Source organism: Actinoplanes sp. DH11, assembly GCF_020873875.1.
Classification (GTDB): Bacteria; Actinomycetota; Actinomycetes; order Mycobacteriales; family Micromonosporaceae; genus Actinoplanes.
This window is the reverse complement of the sequence record NZ_JAHWGU010000006.1, coordinates 52,844-68,343: the sequence shown is the minus strand read 5'-3', so window position 1 is coordinate 68,343 and position 15,500 is coordinate 52,844. Positions and strand designations below refer to the sequence as shown.

The following is a 15,500-nucleotide window of genomic DNA, read 5'->3' as shown; positions in this document are numbered from 1 at the left end:
CCCGCGACTCACCCGCGGCACACCCGTGGCTCGCCCGCGACTCGCCCGCGACTCGCCCGTGGCACACCCGCGGCTCCGCCGGTTCAGGCAGCCGACCGCGCTGCCGCCACCGACCAGCCACGCACCGAGGAGGCGTCGCGTTCGGCCGGGCCGGTGTAGTCGGCTGACGGGCGGATGATTTTGCCCAGCGCCTTCTGCTCCAGGATGTGAGCGCTCCACCCCGCCGTACGCGCGCACGTGAACATCGCGGTGAACATGTCGGCCGGGACGCCCGCGAAGTCGAGGATCACGGCCGCCCAGAATTCGACGTTCGTCTCGAGGACGCGGTCGGGTTTGCGGTCCCGCAGCTCGGCCAGGGCGGCGATCTCGAGTGCGCGGGCCACCTCGTACCGCGGGGCTCCCAACTCCGCCGCCGCCGCCCGCAGGATGCGCGCCCGTGGATCCTCCGCCCGGTAGATCGCGTGTCCGAAACCCATCAGCCGCTGGCCGCTGTCCAGCACCTGCCGCACGTAGGTTCGCGGGTCGGCACCGCGCTCGACTGCCTCGATCATGCCGAGTGCGCGGGACGGCGCGCCCCCGTGCAACGGACCGGAGAGCGCGGCGATGGCGGCGGACAGGCAGGCCGGGGCGTCGGCGCCGGTGCTGGCGACGACGCGGGCGGTGAAGGTGGACGCGTTCATGCCGTGTTCGGCCGCGCAGATCCAGTACCGGTCGATGGCCGCCACATGTCGCGGGTCCGGTTCGCCCTGCCAGCGGATCATGAACTGTTCGGTGGGGGTGCGGCCGCCGGCGACGACATGCGGCGGTACGGCGGGCCGGTCGCTGCCGCGGGCGGACTGAGCGGCGTACGACAGGACCATCGCCGAAGCCCGCGCCAAGTCGTCGCGTGCCTGCTCCTGACCGATGTCGATCAGCTGGCCGCACCCCCAGCGCGCGGCAAGCATCGACACGGCTGCCTGCACGTCGATCCGCAGGTCACCGGTGTGCACGGGCAGTGGCAGCGGCTCGGCGGCCGGCAGGCCCCGTTCGAGGTCGCCGTCGACGAGCAGTCCCCAGACGTCGCCGTAGGAGACGTGACCGGCGAGCGAGCGGATGTCGACACCGCGGTAACGCAGCGATCCGCCGTCCCGGTCGGGTTCAGCGATTTCGGTGTCGAACGCGACGACACCGGCCAGCCCTGGATTGACAGTCAACATGTCCTCAATCTGAAATCAACACGACTTGATGTCAATGTTGATCCAGTCAATATGAGAGCATGCGCACAACCGACACGAACACACGCACGACACGCAGAGAAGGAGTACGCATCCCCATGGACACGAACCAACCACTGCTCACCACCGAAGAGGTCGCCGAACGGCTCGGCGTCAAGCCGGCGACCGTCTACGCGTACGTGAGCCGCGGCCTACTACGCAGCCATCGCAACGCCGACGGCAAGGGCAGCCTCTTCGCCAGATCGGACGTCGACACGTTCGCGGCCGGCCGGCGCCGGGACACCACCCCCCGCATCCAGACCGGCATCACGCTCATCCGGGACGGCAGCCTCTTCTACCGCGGGCGGGACGCCACGGTCCTCGCCGCGACGACCACGTTCGAAGCGGTCGCCTCGCTGCTCTGGACCGGCGAACTGGACGAGACGCCGTTCCCCATCAACAGCGAACTCGTCAAACTCGCCGAGCGCGTCACCGAGCACCTGCCGCCGACCGCCCGGCTCACCGACCACCTGCGCGTCACGGTGGCTGCCGCAGCCTCCGCCGACCCGCTGCGCTTCGACACGACCCCGGCGGCCGTGGCCGCGACCGGGCGGCAGTTGCTGACCACGATGGTTCACGCGCTGCCGGCCCAGAACTCGGTCGTGCACCTCAACGCCCCGCTGGTCGACGCCCTGTGGGCCCGGCTGACCAGGGAACGGCCCACGAGGTCCGGCATCCAGGCCCTCAACGCCGCCCTGATTCTGCTCGCCGACCACGACATCGCCGCGTCGACACTTGCCGCGCGGGTGGCGGCGTCGACGCGGGCCCACCCGTACGCGGTGGTGAGCGCCGGGCTCGCCGCCCTCGACGGCCCGTTGCACGGTGCGGCGAGTGCTCTCGCGTACCCCCTTGTCGCCCAGGCCGTCGACACCGCCGACCCGCTCGGCGTGGTTTCTGATCATCTCCGGTCAGGCGGGACGATTCCGGGGTTCGGGCATCCGCTCTACGCCGGCGGCGACCCGCGGGCCACGGCGCTGCTGCGCATGATCGGCGGCCCGGCCGCGGACACGGCGAACCGGCTGGCCGACGCGGTGCGTACCCGATCCGGGGTGTTGCCCAACGTCGATCTGGCGCTCGCGGCGCTTGCCGTGCGGTACGCGATGCCCGCGCACGCCGGCGAGGCCATCTTCGCGGTGGCGCGGACCGCGGGGTGGCTGGCGCATGCGATGGAGGAGTACGCGGACCGGCCGCTCCGTTTCCGTCCGAGTGGCCGATACGCGGGCGAATCACCCACATGACCAGCGCGGTAGTCCGATGTGGCTACTGTCGAAGGGTGATGGCCGCACGGATCGGCTGGGCAGTGGCCGGGTTGTTCCTGGTCGCCTTCACCGTGTCCGAGTGCGCCAAGCACGAGGCGCCCGCCACCGCCGCCGCAGTGATCTTTCTCGGTCTTCCCTGGTTGCCGTGGCGACCGTTGCGAATTGCCTGGGTCCCGCTGTGCCTGCTGGTCCTCTACACGTTCGGCACGTTCGTCTTCCCGCCGTTCTTCACCGCCGGGCTGGGGTGGCTGACCGGGATCGCCACCTATCGCGTCGTGCGCGGGCCGGAACCGTAGGCTGCGACAATGACCACGCCCTCCCCCGAAGAGCTGCCGCTGCTCGAGGCGCTGCACTCCACGCCGGCCCGCCGCTACCTCTCCACAGAGCCGATCTCCGACGACGTCGTCCGGGCCATCCTGGACGCGGCGATCCGCGGACCGTCCGCCGGCAACGGCCAGTTCTGGACGTGGATCGTGGTCCGTGACCCGGGGACGAAGCGGCAGATCGCGGAGTGGTACCGGGAGGGCTGGGAACGCCACTACGGCTCCCGCCGCGAGCAGATCCTCGGCGCGCCCGACGGTGCGCCGATGAGCAAGGCCAGCTTCCTCGCCGCCGATCACCTGGCGAACCACCTCGAGGAGGCCCCGGTCTGGATCTTCCCGGTGCTCCTCGGCGCCGCGAGGTCCACGAACCCGCGGCTCGGGTCGTCGATCTACGGGGCGGTGCAGCAGCTCATTCTCGCGGCCCGCGCCTACGGCCTCGGCGCCACGCTCACCACCTTGCACATCGGGCACGAGCAGGACGTCCGCGAGCTGCTCGGGCTGCCCGAGGACGCACTGACGATGGCCTTGATCCCGCTCGGGTACCCGGCGAAGGGCCGCTGGTCGCAGCCGAAACGCCGGCCGCTCGACGAGGTCGTCCACTTCGAACGGTTCCAGGATCGGGCACCGGCCACGGACGGGATGCGGTGACGGCGCTGCGACTCGACTTCGAGGACGACTTCACCGGGCCGGGGCTGCGCGCCGACCTGTGGGTTGATCACTACTTGCCGCACTGGACGACTCCGGAGCGGTCCCACGCCCGGTACGACGTCGACGCCCGCGGCCTGCGCCTGCGGATCGACGCCGACCAGCCCGACTGGCGGCCCGAGGACGCGCCGCTGCGTGTCTCCAACATCCAGACGGGCAGCCACGCGGGCACCCATCGGCACCGCCCGGACGGGCTGAAGATCCGTACGCCGGTGCCGACGTCCCTGCTCTGGGCTCCCTCGGCGGGCCGGGTCGAGGTGACCGTCACGGCGAGCGCCGACGAGAACTGCATGCTGGCCGCCTGGCTGGTCGGCACGGAACATCTGAGCCCGCGGGACAGCGGGGAGATCTGCCTCTTCGAAATCGACGCGGCGGCGGTCGGGCCCTCGTCGCTCCGGGCCCGCTGCGGCATCAAGGCGCACCACGACGACCGGCTGCGCACCGACATGACCGAGGTGGAGATCCCGGTGCCGGCGGGAATCGCGCACACCTGGGCCGCCGAGTGGGGTCCGGACGGCACGACGATCACTTGCGAGGGCGAGACGGTACGGGTCCTGCCGCAAACCCCCGACTACCCACTGTTCCTGCTGATCGACCTCTTCGAGATCGGGCCGCCGTCCGGTGCGTACCCCAAGTCCGCCCGCGTCCACACCGTCCGCGGCTGGTCCCCGAGCGAATAGCGGCGGAAAGCCGGGCCGAACGGCAACCGGAGCGCAACGAGGCAGACCCGTAAGTCGCGCCCGTCGCAACCGATCCAGGAGGGCGTGACTCAGCAGCCGCTTCTCGACCCGCCCGCCGACCGCCCGATCCTGGACGAGGCCGACGCCCTGCTGGCGCGCGGCCGGGCCGGTGACGTCGTGGACCTGCTCGCGCCGCATGTCGGGCGCGAGCCCGGCGACGTCGACGCCTGGCACCGGATGGCGCGTGCCCGGCTCGACCTCGGTGACGCGCCGGGGGCGATGCGGGCAGCGTGGGCGGCCTGGCAGCAGGACCCGGACGGCCCCGAGTCGCTGTTCTGGATCAGCCGGTCGTGCAGCGCCTCCGGTGATCACGCCGAGGCGATCCAGACGGCGGCGACCGCCTGCCGGCAGGACCCGGGCAACCCGCGTCTGCACAACCGGCTCGGCGAGGCGCAGCTCGCGGACGGCCGGATCGGCGACGCGGTGGCGGGTCTGCAGGTGGCGGTGGAGCTTGCGGGGTACGACGCCGACCTGCAGGTCACCTACGGCCTGGCCCTGTTCGCGGCGGGCCGGCCGCTCAGCGCCCGCGAAGCCGTGGCACGTGCCCTGACGTTGGCGCCGGGCCACGAGGGCGCCCGGTCGGCGCTGGCCCGGTTCGAGGACGCGATGCGCCAGGTCGTCGACGCCGTCTCGCTGGAGCAGGCGGCGGACCGGTTCGCGGAGTCGCTGCGGGTCCGTCCCGGTGCGCGGCGCCGGACCGCGGGTCGCGACGCGTTCGCGTACGCCATGCGGGTCTCGTTCGTCTGGTTCTTCACCGCGTTCCTCGGCGTCGGCGCGCTGGACCTGCTCGGTCTGGTCGCGGTGCCGGAAGGGCTCTACCTGACGCTGCTCTGCACGGCCGGCCTCTTCGCGATCGTGGCCCGCCTGGCACGCCCCGCGCTGCCACACCCCCTGTCCTGATTCACCCCCCTCGTGAGACCCAGCCGACCCCCCGGCTGGGTCTCATGGCTTTCCCGGCACCGCAAGCGGCGGGCGCGTGGCGGGGCGTCAGTCGCGCAAGGCGCGCAGGATCCGGGTCAGCTCCGCGCGATCGGCCTCGCCGAGTACGGCGAACAACCGCTCCCCCTCGGCTGTCCGCGCGTCGTGGATCGCGGTCGCCGTCGCCTCCCCTTCGCCGGTCAGCGCGACAAGCGTGGCCCGCCGGTCGGCCGGGTCGGGGCGCCGGGACACCAGGCCGCGCTGCTGGAGGTCGTCGACGACCTCGGTGGCGGAGCGGGGCGCGATGCGCAGGTGTTCGGCGAGCGCGCTCAGCCGCATCTCGCCGTGCCGGGTGAGCACGCCGATGGCCCGGGACTGTGACGGTGAGACGTTCCACGGTTCCAGGGCGATCCGGGTTCGGTGCCGCAGGCGGCGGGTAACGGCCCAGAACGCTTCGAGGAGGCTCTCGTCCTCCGCGCCGGCAGCGGTGTCATGCACGGGAATAGGCTACCAACAGTTGCGGTTGTACCCTCATGTTGAGGTAACCTCAGCGTTGTCGGAGCGGTCCCGCCGGAACCACGAGAGCCGGATGGGCGCGCATCCCCCCGTACCGAAGAAGGTCGAAAATTTGGCAGAACGCCCAGGCCGGGGCGCGGCACGGACCGTGACCCCCGCGGAGAAGGCGCAGGCCCGCGCCGTTTCCCTGCGCCGCATCGGCGCATTGTTCATCAGGCACCGGCGGCAACTGGCCGTCGTTGTCGCCGTCATCGTGATCTCGTCGGGACTCGCGATGGTGTCGCCGTTCCTGCTGCGCGAGGTCATCGACGTCGCCCTGCCGGACAACAATCTGAAACTGCTCGTCTGGCTGGTCGCCGGAATGGTCGCGGTCGCCGCTATCACGTCGGCCCTCGGCGTCGTGCAGACCTGGATCTCGACGCGTGTCGGGCAACAGGTCATGCACCGGCTGCGCACTGATGTGTTCGCCCATCTGCAGCGCCAGTCGGTCGGTTTCTTCACCCGCACCCGCACCGGCGAGGTGCAGTCCCGCATCACCAATGACATCGGCGGAATGCAGCAGGTGGTCACCTCCACCGCCGGCTCGGTCGCCTCGAACGCCACCACCGTCGTCGCCACTCTCGCCGCGATGGCCGCCCTTTCCTGGCAGCTGACCCTGGTCTCGCTGGTGGCCCTGCCGCCGGCGATCTACTGGACCAGGCGCGTCGCGCGGATGCGGCAGGCCATCACCGCTCAGCGGCAACGCGAATTGGCCGAACTCAACGTCATCATCGACGAAGGCCTCTCGATCAGCGGCATTCAGCTGAGCAAGACGATGGGCGCCGGTGACGCCCAGATCGATCGTTTCACCGCCTCGTCACGCCGGCTCATCGACCTGGAACTTCGCTCCGAACTGGCCGGACGCTGGCGGATGGCCACCATGAACATCATTTTCGCGGCCATTCCGGCCGCCATCTATCTGGCGGCGGGGCTGCCGTTCAACGCCGGCGCGATGAGCATCGGCACGCTTGTCGCCTTCACCGGTCTGCAGGCCGGGCTGTTCCGCCCGCTGATGAGCCTGCTCGATGTCGGCGTCACTCTCACCGCCTCGCTCGCGCTGTTCCAGCGCATTTTCGAATACCTCGATCTGCCGATCGAGGTGCGGGAACCGGCGAACCCGGTGCGACTGGGGGAAGTGCGCGGCCACCTGCGCTTCGAGGACGTGACTTTTGTGTACGGGGACAGCGAGGCCGCCGCCCTGGCCGGGGTGAGCCTGGACGTTCCCGCCGGTTCCTCGCTGGCTCTCGTCGGCGAGACCGGATCGGGCAAGAGCACCATTGCCTCGCTCATCGCCCGCCTGCACGATCCGACGTCGGGTCGGGTGACGATCGACGGTGTCGACATCCGGGAGATCTCGTTGACCCGGCTCGCGGAAATCGTCGGCGTCGTCAGCCAGGAGACCTATCTGCTGCACACGACGATCCGGGAGAATCTGCGGTACGCCAAACCGGACGCGACCGACGAGGAAATCGTCGCGGCGGCACGGGCGGCGCAGATCCACGATCTGATCGCCGCGTTGCCGGACGGGTACGACACCATGGTCGGTTCCCGGGGACACCGTTTCTCCGGCGGCGAGAAACAGCGCATCGCGATCGCCCGGACCCTGCTGCGCAACCCGCGCATCCTGGTGCTGGACGAGGCGACGAGCGCGCTCGACAACGAGACCGAACGCGCCGTCCAGCGAGCCTTCGACGCGCTCAGCGTGGGCCGCACCACGGTCACCATCGCGCACCGGTTGTCCACCGTGCGCAACGCCGACCAGATCGCCGTGATCGACCACGGGCGGATCCTGGAGTCCGGCACGCACGACTCCCTGGTCAACGAGGGCGGCCGCTACGCCGCCCTCACCCGCTGACGCACGGACGTCAGCGGGCCCGCAGCTCGTCCCGGTACTCCACCAGGGCCGCGGTCATCCCGTCCAGGAACTTCTCGACCGCCTGAAGCTCCTCGACGCTGAACTTCTCCATCACCCGGTCGGTGTGCGGTCGCAACGGCGTGAAGAACGCCATGGCGAGCTGCATGCCGGCGTCGCCGTACCGCAGGTGCACCACCCGCCGGTCGTTGCTCTCGCGCGATCGGCGCAGATGCCCGCCGCGCTCCAGGCGGTCAATGAGCGCCGTGGTCGCGCCGGACGTCAGCCCGATCGCCTCCCCCAGCCGGCCCGGTGTCAGCGGTGCCCCGTCCCGCTCGGCCTGCATCACCGCCAGCAGCGCGTGCATGTCGGTGGCGTGCAGATTGTTCCGGTTGGCGAACGCGTGCCCGATGTGTTGTGCCTCGCTGCTGTATGCGTTCAACAGGTCGACAAGCGCCCTGCGCAACCGCTGGCGTTCGGCGGCCTCTGTTCCCTCCACGGGGGTAAGTCTTGCAGATCGGCGCTCAATCGTGAACAATCTCGATCGTAAAGATTCTCAGTCTTGGAGGTTTCATGAGAAGGGCATGGGCGACGCTGTTGCTGGCCCTCGTCTTCGGCGGCGCCGTCCTGGCCTTCGCCGGCTCGACGACCACGGACAACGACCCCACCTCGTCGCTGCCGTCCTCCGCCGAGTCGACCGAGGTCGCGCAGCTGCAGAAGACGTTGCCGTCCGGCCGGACCAACCCGGCGCTCATCGTCATCGCCAAGGATGGGGAGGCACTCACCGACGCCGACCTCGCATCGGTGAGCGACCTGGGCCGGCCGATCCCGTCCGAGGACCGCAAGGCCGCGATCATCACGGTGCCGCTGGCCGCGACCGGCAACGCGGACGAGACCATCGCCAAGGTGCAGGAGCTGCGTGACAAAGCGAAGGACGGCCTGCCGCCGGGCGTGACCGCGCAGGTCACCGGCGGTGCCGGCTTCAGCGCCGACCTGTCGGACAGCTTCAGCGGCGCGAACACCCGGCTGCTGATCGTGACGGTGGTCGTGGTGACGATCCTGCTGCTTGTCACCTACCGCAGCCCGATCCTGTGGATCGTGCCACTGTTCGTGGTCGGGCTCGCCGACCAGATCGCGGCGAAGGCCATCTCGCTCTTCTCACAGCACACCGACCTGGCCATCAACGGCTCCACGACGGGCATCGTCACGGTCCTGGTGTTCGGCGCGGGGACGAACTACGCGCTGCTGCTGATCTCGCGGTACCGGGAGGAGCTGCACCGGTACGAGGACCGCCTCGAAGCCATGCGCAAGGCGTTGCGGGGTGCCGGGCCGGCGATCCTGGCCAGCTCCGGCACCGTGTTCCTGGCGCTGCTCACCCTGCTGCTGGCCAGTCTCAAGAGCAACGCCGCCCTCGGCGTGACGGCGGCCGTCGGCATCGCGATCGCCGCCGTGTTCGCCCTGGTCGTACTCCCGGCCGCGCTGGTGATCTGCGGCCGTGGCCTGTTCTGGCCGTTCATCCCGCGGGTCGGCCAGGCCGGCGCGGAGAGTGAGCGCGGCTTCTGGGGCAAGGTCGGTCGAATGGTCGTCCGCCGCCCGGTCACGGTGACCGCCTTCTCGATCGTCGTGCTCGGCCTGCTCTCGCTCGGCGCGATCGGCACCAAGGTCGGCCTGTCCCAGACCGAACAGTTCCGGGTCGAGGCCGAGTCGGTCGCCGGCCTGGAGACGCTCAGCAAGTACTTCCCGGCCGGCGCCGCCGGACCGGCGACCGTGCTCACCGAGCCGGCCAAGGCCGAGCAGGTGCTGCAGACCGTGTCGGCCACCCCCGGCGTCGTGCAGGCCCGGGTCGCCGAGGAGACCGGCACCCTGGTCAGCATCAGCGCCGTGCTGGAGGCCGCGCCGGACACGGCCGAGGCCTTCGCGACGATCCGGGACCTGCGTGAGGGACTTGACGGTGACGCCCTCGTCGGCGGGACCGTGGCGACCGCACTGGACACCCGCGACGCGGCCCGCCGGGACCTGGTGGTGATCGTACCGGTGATCCTGGGCCTGGTCTTCCTGGTGCTCGTCGCCCTGCTGCGGGCGCTGGTGGCCCCGGTGCTGCTGATGGGCACCGTGGTGCTCAGCTTCCTGGCCTCGCTCGGCGCCGGGTCGTGGCTGTTCCGCAACGTGTTCGACTACCCGGCGCTGGACAACTCGGTGCCCCTGTTCGCGTTCCTGTTCCTGGTGGCGCTCGGTGTCGACTACAACATCTTCCTGGTCACCCGGGCCAAGGAGGAGACACCGGCCCGCGGCACCCGGGACGGCATGGTGCACGCCCTCGCGGTGACCGGCGCGGTGATCACCAGTGCGGGCATCCTGCTCGCGGCGGTGTTCGCGGTGCTCGGCGTGCTCCCGGTGGTGACGCTCACCCAGATCGGCGTCATCGTCGGCATCGGCGTCCTGCTGGACACCCTGCTCGTGCGGACCGTGCTGGTGCCGGCGCTGGCCACGCTGACCGGCGACAGGTTCTGGTGGCCGGGCCGGCCGCAGGACAAGCAGCCGCCGGCGGACGACGGTGACGGCCGGTCCGAGCGGGCCGGCTGGGACGCGGTGAACCGCAGCAAGCTCACCGAGCGGGCAGACACCTGACCGACCTCTGTGTACGGCCCGGACGCGTCCCCGCGTCCGGGCCGTGCCGCTTTCCGGAGCGCATCGACCCTACCCACTTCTCCTATCTACCCAATAGGATGCGTGGGCATGAACGAGCGTGGATACGACGAACGCCGCCTGCAGGACTTCCTGGCCGGACGGGCACGTGGCTTCACCCGGCGTGACCTGCTGTTGCTGACCACCGCGGCCGGTGCGGCAGCGGCGATCCCGGGCCCGGCCGCCGCCGCGCCGGGCACCACCCCGGCGGCCGCCGCCGGCCCCATCGTCAAGCCGCTGCCGCCGGAGCTGTTCCGAACGCTCGGCACCAACGCGGAAACCCGCTGGTCGGCCCTGAAGGACCAGGGTTACTACGTGCCGGTCGACAGGTTCTTCGTGCGCAACCACACGTCCACGCCGATCATCGACGGCGCTTCGTGGAGCCTCGAGGTGTCCGGGTCGGGCCTGCGCGGCGGGCCGGCCCGGTACGACCTCGGCCGGTTGCGGCGGTTCCCGGCCGTGACGGTCCCGGCCGCCGTCGAGTGCGCCGGCAACGGGCGCGGCTACTTCACCACGCAGCAGGGCCAGGCCGTCTCCGGTACGGCGTGGACCCTCGGCGCGGTCGGCGTCGCGCGCTGGCGTGGGGTACGCCTGTCCACCGTGCTGCGCCACGCGGGCCTGAGCCGGCACGCCGTCGACGTGCAGCCGATCGGCCTGGACGCGAACTTCGTCAGCGGCGGCGTGGACCTCGGTCCGGTACGCCGGCCGTTCCCGCTCGCGAAAGCCCTCGACGACGTGATCCTGGCCTACGAGATGAACGGCTCGGAGCTGCCCGCCGACCACGGACATCCGGTACGCGTGATCGTCCCCGGCTGGATCGGCATCGCGTCGATCAAGTGGGTGGGCCGGATCGAGGTCTCCGCCGAACCGCTGTTCTCGCCCTGGAACACCCAGTTCTACCGGCTCTTCGGGCCCGGTCACCCGGCCGAGGGTCAGCCGTTCGACCGTCAGGTGGTCAAGAGCGCGTTCGAACTGGAGGCCGGGGCGACGTTCGCCGCGGGCACCCGGACCACACTGAGCGGACGGTCGTGGTCGGCGGCCGGCCCGATCCGCCGCGTCGACGTCAGCACCGACGGCGGCACCACGTGGCGGCGGGCCCGCTTCCACGGCGCCACCCCGGGCGGCGTCTGGCAGCGCTGGGAGCTGGACTGGACGCCGGCCGCGGGGGCGCACGAACTGCTGGCGCGGGCGACCGATGTGCACGGCAACACGCAGCCGGACGTGACGGCCCACAACACGCTGGGCTACCTCTTCGACGCGGTGGTGCGTGTGCCGGTCAGCGCAGCGTGACGCCCCCTGCGGTAACGTGCGCGCATGCGGTCGAGAAAGCCCACGTCCAGTGATGTGGCAGCGGCCGCCGGGGTGTCACGGTCCGCGGTGTCCTTCGCGTTCAACAACCCGCAGCGGATCTCGGCGGCGACCCGGGAACGGATCCTGAGCGCCGCCGAGGAACTGGGTTACACGCCGAGCACACTGGGCCGGATGCTGCAGGCCGGCACCACGAACTCGATCGGGGTGCTGCTGCCGCAGCGGCTGGCCCAGGTGCTCGACAACCCGTACTACTCACGGTTCCTGATGGGCGCCGGGCAGGTGTGCGATCAGGAGGGTTACACGCTGCTGCTGACGCCGCCGCTGCAGGACTCGGTGCTCAAGGCGATCCCGTACGCGGCCGTCGACGGCTTCATCGTGTGCGGCCTCGAGGTGGACCGCGGCGAGGTGGCTGAACTGGACCGGCGCGGCATCCCGTTCGTGCTGATCGACTCGGATCCGCACGAGGGCGCGCCGAGCGTCGAGGTGGACGACCGGGGTGGCGCCCGGGAGGTGGTCCGCTACCTGCTGGAGCTCGGTCACCGGCGGATCGCGGTGCTCACCCTGGGCCCGGCGACCGGTGCGGGCGGCTATCGCGGGCCGCTGGCGCGGCGGATGGCCGGGATCGGGGACGCGCTGGGCGAATTCGGTCTGGAGCTTTCCGATGTACGGGTGGCCGAAGCGCCCGTTTCGCGCGAGGAAGGCTACCGGGCGACCCGGGAGCTGATGGCGTCGCAGGACCCGCCGACGGCCATCGTCGCGCTGTCCGACGTGCTCGCCTACGGGGCCGTGGACGCTCTGCAAGAACTTGCGGTGAATGTCCCCGATGAGGTCTCCGTGACTGGGTTCGACGACCTTGCCGAGTCTGCCTGGTTCCGTCCCCGGCTCACCACCGTCCGGCAGCCGATCGTGACCAAGGGCCGGATGGCGGCCGACTTCCTGATCTCGGCGATCAGGGGTGAGGACCAGCATCCGCACCAGATGCTCGGCACCTCGTTGATCATCCGGGAATCCACCGCGAAACCGGCATAACCCGGCACTGCAAGAAGTTGCTGAAAGAAAGCAACCGGTTGGCTCTGTAACACGTGTTAGTAACCTGCTAGCGTTCCTCGCCATGACTGACCAACTGACCGCACCGCCCACCGTGGAGGCGTCACCGGCATCCTGGTGGCGCAACGCGGTCATCTACCAGATCTACCCGCGCAGCTTCGCCGACTCCAACGGCGACGGCATCGGCGACCTGCCCGGCATCCTGACCCGGCTGCCCTACCTGCGGGACCTGGGCGTCGACGCGGTGTGGCTCTCCCCGTTCTACGCCTCCCCGCAGGCCGACGCCGGTTACGACGTCTCCGACTACCGCACCGTCGACCCGATCTTCGGCACCGTCACCGACGCCGAGAAGCTGATCGCCGGCGCGCACGAGCACGGCCTGCGGGTGATCGTCGACCTGGTCCCCAACCACTCCTCCGACCAGCACGACTGGTTCAAGCGGGCGCTGGCCGAGGGCCCCGGCTCGCCGTTCCGCGACCGCTACCACTTCCGGCCCGGCAAAGGCGAGAACGGCGAACTCCCGCCGAACGACTGGCCCTCGATCTTCGGCGGGCCGGCCTGGACCCGGGTCGAGGACGGCGAGTGGTACCTGCACCTGTTCGCCGCCGAGCAGCCGGACTTCAACTGGGAGCACCCGGCGGTCCGCGACGAGTTCAAGACGATCCTGCGGTTCTGGCTGGACCTGGGCGTCGACGGCTTCCGGGTGGACGTGGCGCACGGGCTGGTCAAGGAGGACGGCCTGCCCGACGTGGGTGAGCACGCCGAATGGCACCTGCTCGGCGTGGGCGAGAGCCCCTGCTTCGACCGCGACGGCGTGCACGAGATCTACCGCGAGTGGCGCAAGATCCTCGACGAGTACCCCGGTGAGCGGATCGCGGTCGCCGAGGCCTGGGCGCCGAACCTGGCCCGGGTCGCCGACTACGTCCGCGCCGACGAACTGCACCAGGCGTTCAACTTCAGCTACCTCGGCACCGCGTGGGACGCGGCCGCGCAGCGCCGCATGATCGACGAGTCGCTCGCCGCGATGCGGCAGGTCGGCGCGCCCACCACCTGGACGCTGTCGAACCACGACGTGGTCCGGCACACCAACCGGCTGCTCCAGACCGGCGAGGGCGAGGTGGCCGGCCGCCGGCCCACCGCGGTCGACCCGGTCGCCGGCCTGCGCCGGGCCCGCGCGGCCTCCGCGCTGATGCTCGCGCTGCCCGGCTCGGCCTACCTCTACCAGGGCGAGGAGCTCGGGCTGCCCGAGGTCGTCGACCTGCCGCCGGAGGTGCGCCAGGACCCGGCGTTCCACCGGGCCACCGGGCAGGACGGCTACCGCGACGGCTGCCGGGTGCCGATCCCGTGGAGCGGCGACACCGCCCCGTACGGTTTCGGACCCGACGGCGGTGACAGCTGGCTGCCGCAGCCGGCCTCGTGGGCGCAACTGAGCGTAGCCGCGCAGACCGGCGTACCGGACTCGACGCTGGAGCTCTACCGCACCGCGCTGGCCGTGCGCCGCGGCAACCCGGCGCTGGCGCCGACCGACAACCTGCGCTGGGTGCCGGCGCCGGACGGCGTGCTCGTCTTCGAGCGCGCGGTCGAGGGACAGCCGGTGTTCCGCTGCACGGTGAACATGAGCGACCGGCCCGTCGCCGTCGGCCGGCCCGGTGAACTGCTGCTGAGCAGCGGTTCCCTGGAGGGCACACCGGTTGACGTGGTGCTGCCGCCGGACACCACCGCCTGGTGGTCCGTCTAGGTCGTCCCGGCCCCGGCCACCCTTGGACGGTAAGGGTGGGCGGGCGTGGGATGCGGGCGTGTCGCGGACGGATCCGCGTCACGCCCGCCCACTTCCGGGGCCTGTCCACGTGTACTCCCCCAACCGGGACCCCACCGTCCTCATCGGACCCGCGTATGCTCTGCGTCACCAAACGTCAGGAGCCCCCGATGACCGACAGTGACGCCAAGCTCGACACTTCTGTCCCGCACTCCGCCCGGGTCTGGAACTACTGGCTCGGCGGTAAGGACAACTATCAGGTGGACCGCCAGGTCGGCGACGACTTCGCGAACCTCTACCCGGACATCGCCGTGGTCGCGCGCCAGTCCCGGGCGTTCCTCAAGCGGGCCGTCACCCACCTGACCGTGGACGCCGGCATCCGGCAGTTCCTCGACATCGGCACCGGCATGCCGACCGCGGAGAACACCCACCAGGTGGCGCAGGCCGCGGCCGCCGACGCGAAGGTGGTCTACGTCGACAACGACCCGCTCGTGCTGGTGCACGCCCGGGCGCTGCTCACCGGCACCCCGCAGGGGCGTACGGAATATGTCGACGCCAACCTGCACGAGCCGCACACGATCCTCGAGGCTGCCCGCGGCACCCTCGACCTGGACCAGCCGGTCGGCCTGATCCTGATGAACATTCTCGGACACGTCCCGGACCTCGACGAGGCCGTCTCGATCGTCCGGACCCTGCTCGGCGGGCTCGCCCCCGGCAGCTACCTGGTCACCGCCGACGGCACCAACGTGATCGACGGGCCGGCGTTCGAGGAGGCCATCGGTGTCTGGAACGCGAACGCGCCGCTCAGCTACAACCTGCGCCACCCGGACGACCTGCGCCGCTTCCTGGAGGGCCTGGAAGTCCTGGAACCCGGGCTCGTCCCGTGCGCCGACTGGCGACCGGCCGAGGGCGCGACCGGCGACGAGAAGCGCCCGGTCGACGAGTACGGCGCGGTCGGCCGCAAGCCGTGATCCGAAGGCCGTAGCCCGCAAGCTGCAGGTCGCACTCCGCAGGCCGTAGCCGCAAGCCTCAGGCCGTATTCCGCAGGGCGTAGCCGCAAAAGCCTCAGGCCGTATTCCGCAAGCCTCAGGCCGTA

Annotated in this window: 14 protein-coding genes; 11 read left to right on the top strand and 3 right to left on the bottom strand. The window is 70.9% G+C overall.

The window, feature by feature from the left end; translation table 11 throughout:
- Nucleotides 1–83: 83 nt before the first annotated feature.
- On the bottom strand, nucleotides 84–1,196 hold the full coding sequence (locus LPA41_RS10720; protein ID WP_229069948.1) for a citrate synthase 2: 1,113 nt from the start codon (nucleotides 1,194–1,196) through the stop codon (nucleotides 84–86).
- A 116-nt stretch (nucleotides 1,197–1,312) separates the two neighbouring features.
- Between LPA41_RS10720 and LPA41_RS10715 the strand changes: the two genes are divergently transcribed.
- The 5 genes from LPA41_RS10715 (at nucleotide 1,313) to LPA41_RS10695 (ending at nucleotide 5,180) form a co-directional block, all read left to right on the top strand.
- Nucleotides 1,313–2,491: a citrate synthase family protein gene (locus LPA41_RS10715; RefSeq protein ID WP_229069947.1), complete on the top strand. Its 1,179-nt coding sequence runs from the start codon at nucleotides 1,313–1,315 to the stop codon at nucleotides 2,489–2,491.
- A gap of 38 nt (nucleotides 2,492–2,529) precedes the next feature.
- A complete protein-coding gene (locus tag LPA41_RS10710) occupies nucleotides 2,530–2,808 on the top strand; it encodes a hypothetical protein (protein WP_229069946.1) in 279 nt (92 codons plus the stop codon).
- A 9-nt stretch (nucleotides 2,809–2,817) separates the two neighbouring features.
- Nucleotides 2,818–3,483 carry a nitroreductase family protein gene (locus tag LPA41_RS10705; protein WP_229069945.1) on the top strand — a complete coding sequence of 222 codons (666 nt, stop codon included), beginning with the start codon at nucleotides 2,818–2,820 and terminating at the stop codon, nucleotides 3,481–3,483.
- A complete protein-coding gene (locus tag LPA41_RS10700; RefSeq protein ID WP_229069944.1) occupies nucleotides 3,480–4,220 on the top strand; it encodes a glycoside hydrolase family 16 protein in 741 nt (246 codons plus the stop codon). The genes LPA41_RS10705 and LPA41_RS10700 overlap by 4 nt, the downstream gene beginning before the upstream one ends.
- An 84-nt stretch (nucleotides 4,221–4,304) precedes the next feature.
- Complete coding sequence (locus LPA41_RS10695; protein ID WP_229069943.1) at nucleotides 4,305–5,180, top strand: tetratricopeptide repeat protein; 876 nt, start codon at nucleotides 4,305–4,307, stop codon at nucleotides 5,178–5,180.
- 87 nt (nucleotides 5,181–5,267) lie between these two features.
- On the opposite strand, the gene LPA41_RS10690 is transcribed toward LPA41_RS10695, so the two are convergent.
- Nucleotides 5,268–5,696 carry a MarR family winged helix-turn-helix transcriptional regulator gene (locus LPA41_RS10690; protein ID WP_229069942.1) on the bottom strand — a complete coding sequence of 143 codons (429 nt, stop codon included), beginning with the start codon at nucleotides 5,694–5,696 and terminating at the stop codon, nucleotides 5,268–5,270.
- A gap of 166 nt (nucleotides 5,697–5,862) precedes the next feature.
- Here LPA41_RS10690 and LPA41_RS10685 point away from each other — a divergent pair, with 166 nt between their 5' ends.
- On the top strand, nucleotides 5,863–7,608 hold the full coding sequence (locus LPA41_RS10685; protein ID WP_229070177.1) for an ABC transporter ATP-binding protein: 1,746 nt from the start codon (nucleotides 5,863–5,865) through the stop codon (nucleotides 7,606–7,608).
- A 10-nt stretch (nucleotides 7,609–7,618) separates the two neighbouring features.
- Here the strand turns inward: LPA41_RS10685 and LPA41_RS10680 are convergent, their stop codons facing one another.
- Nucleotides 7,619–8,104: a MarR family winged helix-turn-helix transcriptional regulator gene (locus LPA41_RS10680; protein WP_229069941.1), complete on the bottom strand. Its 486-nt coding sequence runs from the start codon at nucleotides 8,102–8,104 to the stop codon at nucleotides 7,619–7,621.
- 74 nt (nucleotides 8,105–8,178) lie between these two features.
- Between LPA41_RS10680 and LPA41_RS10675 the strand changes: the two genes are divergently transcribed.
- The 5 genes from LPA41_RS10675 to LPA41_RS10655 all read left to right on the top strand — a co-directional run bounded on the left by LPA41_RS10675 (nucleotide 8,179) and on the right by LPA41_RS10655 (nucleotide 15,375).
- Nucleotides 8,179–10,233 carry an MMPL family transporter gene (locus LPA41_RS10675; protein WP_229069940.1) on the top strand — a complete coding sequence of 685 codons (2,055 nt, stop codon included), beginning with the start codon at nucleotides 8,179–8,181 and terminating at the stop codon, nucleotides 10,231–10,233.
- A 108-nt stretch (nucleotides 10,234–10,341) separates the two neighbouring features.
- On the top strand, nucleotides 10,342–11,580 hold the full coding sequence (locus tag LPA41_RS10670; RefSeq protein ID WP_229069939.1) for a sulfite oxidase: 1,239 nt from the start codon (nucleotides 10,342–10,344) through the stop codon (nucleotides 11,578–11,580).
- A gap of 24 nt (nucleotides 11,581–11,604) precedes the next feature.
- A complete protein-coding gene (locus LPA41_RS10665; protein WP_229069938.1) occupies nucleotides 11,605–12,630 on the top strand; it encodes a LacI family DNA-binding transcriptional regulator in 1,026 nt (341 codons plus the stop codon).
- A gap of 82 nt (nucleotides 12,631–12,712) precedes the next feature.
- On the top strand, nucleotides 12,713–14,386 hold the full coding sequence (locus LPA41_RS10660) for a glycoside hydrolase family 13 protein (RefSeq protein ID WP_229069937.1): 1,674 nt from the start codon (nucleotides 12,713–12,715) through the stop codon (nucleotides 14,384–14,386).
- Between the two features lie 188 nt (nucleotides 14,387–14,574).
- Nucleotides 14,575–15,375: an SAM-dependent methyltransferase gene (locus tag LPA41_RS10655; protein ID WP_229069936.1), complete on the top strand. Its 801-nt coding sequence runs from the start codon at nucleotides 14,575–14,577 to the stop codon at nucleotides 15,373–15,375.
- The last annotated feature ends 125 nt before the right edge of the window (nucleotides 15,376–15,500 follow it).

What these genes read in the sequence shown, in the direction of transcription:
- LPA41_RS10675 (WP_229069940.1), top strand. Translation starts at nt 8,179, where the DNA reads ATGAGAAGGGCATGGGCGACGCTGTTGCTGGCCCTCGTCTTCGGCGGC.
- LPA41_RS10665 (WP_229069938.1), top strand. Translation starts at nt 11,605, where the DNA reads ATGCGGTCGAGAAAGCCCACGTCCAGTGATGTGGCAGCGGCCGCCGGG.
- LPA41_RS10660 (WP_229069937.1), top strand. Translation starts at nt 12,713, where the DNA reads ATGACTGACCAACTGACCGCACCGCCCACCGTGGAGGCGTCACCGGCA.
- LPA41_RS10710 (WP_229069946.1), top strand. Translation starts at nt 2,530, where the DNA reads ATGGCCGCACGGATCGGCTGGGCAGTGGCCGGGTTGTTCCTGGTCGCC.
- LPA41_RS10705 (WP_229069945.1), top strand. Translation starts at nt 2,818, where the DNA reads ATGACCACGCCCTCCCCCGAAGAGCTGCCGCTGCTCGAGGCGCTGCAC.
- LPA41_RS10715 (WP_229069947.1), top strand. Translation starts at nt 1,313, where the DNA reads ATGGACACGAACCAACCACTGCTCACCACCGAAGAGGTCGCCGAACGG.
- LPA41_RS10655 (WP_229069936.1), top strand. Translation starts at nt 14,575, where the DNA reads ATGACCGACAGTGACGCCAAGCTCGACACTTCTGTCCCGCACTCCGCC.
- LPA41_RS10720 (WP_229069948.1), bottom strand. Translation starts at nt 1,196, where the DNA reads ATGTTGACTGTCAATCCAGGGCTGGCCGGTGTCGTCGCGTTCGACACC.
- LPA41_RS10670 (WP_229069939.1), top strand. Translation starts at nt 10,342, where the DNA reads ATGAACGAGCGTGGATACGACGAACGCCGCCTGCAGGACTTCCTGGCC.